At 25.9% G+C, this 1111-nt stretch carries 1 protein-coding gene; it reads left to right on the top strand.

Annotated elements, in window-relative coordinates:
* On the top strand, nt 1–1060 hold a 1060-nt coding region (locus CAMP18497_RS08200), incomplete at its 5' end, for a toprim domain-containing protein (protein WP_337213748.1).
* Between the last annotated feature and the right edge of the window lie 51 nt (nt 1061–1111).

Genomic DNA, 1111 nt, shown 5'->3' with positions numbered 1-1111 from the left:
TTCAACCAACACCTCCCTAGCCCTTCAATCATTTAAAAAATCACTTGAAGAAGAAGGATTAATTATAGATAATTTACCTATTATGGATGGTAAAATTCATAGAGTAAAAACTACTAATGATAAAGGTAGAGAATTAAGTGGTGCTTATATTGGATATTTAAATAACAATTTTCCTGCAGGTTTTATACAAAATTTTAAAACAGGCGTAAAGAAAAATTGGAAAATGCAAGTAGAAAAAAACTATAATGGTAATTTAAAAAGTTCTCAAGAATTACATAATCAAATAAAAAAAGATCAAGAACTTAGAGAAAAAGAAATTTTAGCCTTACAAGAAAAAACTGCCTTAAAATTAGAAGATGAGTATAATAATGCAAGATGGGCTAATTCTAACCATGCTTACTTAAAGAAAAAAGGCTTTGATGAAAACTTTTATCTTAAACAAGATAAAATGGGTTCATTATTAATTCCTTTAAAAGATGAAAATGGAAAATTATGGTCACTTCAAAGAATATTTTCAAATGGAGATAAAATCATAGGGGTAATTAAAACTCAAGAAGAAAAAGATCAAGGTGTGGAATATCTTGCAAAAAAACAAGGTTGTTTTCATATTATAGGAGCTAAAACACTTCATAATTTAAAAGAATTTTATTTATGTGAAGGTTTTGCTACTGGTGCTACTTTACATAAAGTGTTAAATAAACCTATCATTATGGCAGTAGATGCTGGTAATTTAGAAAGTGTGGTTAAAAAACTAAATACTCTCTATCCTGATAAAAATATCACAATATTTGCTGATAATGATGTAAAAAAAGAATTAAGAGGTTTAGAAAATACAGGTAAAAAAACAGCTTTAGAAATTAAAGAAAAATATTCTAATGTTAGTGTAATTTTACCAAATTTTACACAAGAGCAAAGCTCTCAAGGTATGAGTGATTTTAATGATTTAATGCTTGCAAAAGGGTTAGAATTTGTAACAAAAGAAATTAAAATGCAGATGTTTAGGGATAAAGTAATATGCCTAAAAAAAGAAAATTCTAATAAGGAATTAACTAGGGATTAAAATCTCTAGTTAATATTTATATCATATATTATTGATATTTGGTAGATATTT

Origin of the sequence: Campylobacter sp. W0066.1 (genome assembly GCF_024723635.1) — a bacterium.
Lineage (GTDB): Bacteria > Campylobacterota > Campylobacteria > Campylobacterales > Campylobacteraceae > Campylobacter_D > Campylobacter_D lari_C.
Note: the sequence above shows the minus strand (reverse complement) of the source record. Positions and strands in the feature narration are given on the sequence as shown.